The sequence below is a fragment of the Pedobacter jeongneungensis genome (genome assembly GCF_039538295.1).
GTDB classification, from domain to species: Bacteria; Bacteroidota; Bacteroidia; order Sphingobacteriales; family Sphingobacteriaceae; genus Pedobacter; species Pedobacter jeongneungensis.
The window spans coordinates 425,619-426,075 of sequence record NZ_BAABBY010000004.1; positions in this window are offsets into that span (position 1 = coordinate 425,619).

Below are 457 nucleotides of genomic sequence, written 5' to 3' on the forward strand. Positions count from 1 at the left end.
TGCTTGTTGCACAGGTTTCTTCGGGATAAAGTGGAGAGCAGGACAAAGCCTAACCTATAAAAAACAGGAACCTGCTTTACAAACCCTTAAGTTACACAACAAATTGTAATACAACACATTACTAAATCATCATACTGCTTTTTGCTCTGTTCCGTGGTTCGTGTCCTCACGAACCGCTTTATTAGTTTTTATTTGCCACGTATGCACTGAAAACACGCAAAACTCATTTTCATTAAATGCACTTGCTATTAAACCGTAAATAGCAGCACCAGCCTAATTTCAATAAACCTGATCGGAACGAACATCCCGAATTAAGCATTGTTTATTATTTTTTGGTATGCTTGCTTGTTGCACAGGTTTCTTCGGGATAAAGTGGAGAGCAGGACAAAGCCTAACCTATAAAAAACAGGAACCTGCTTTACAAACCCTTAAGTTACACAACAAATTGTAATACAAC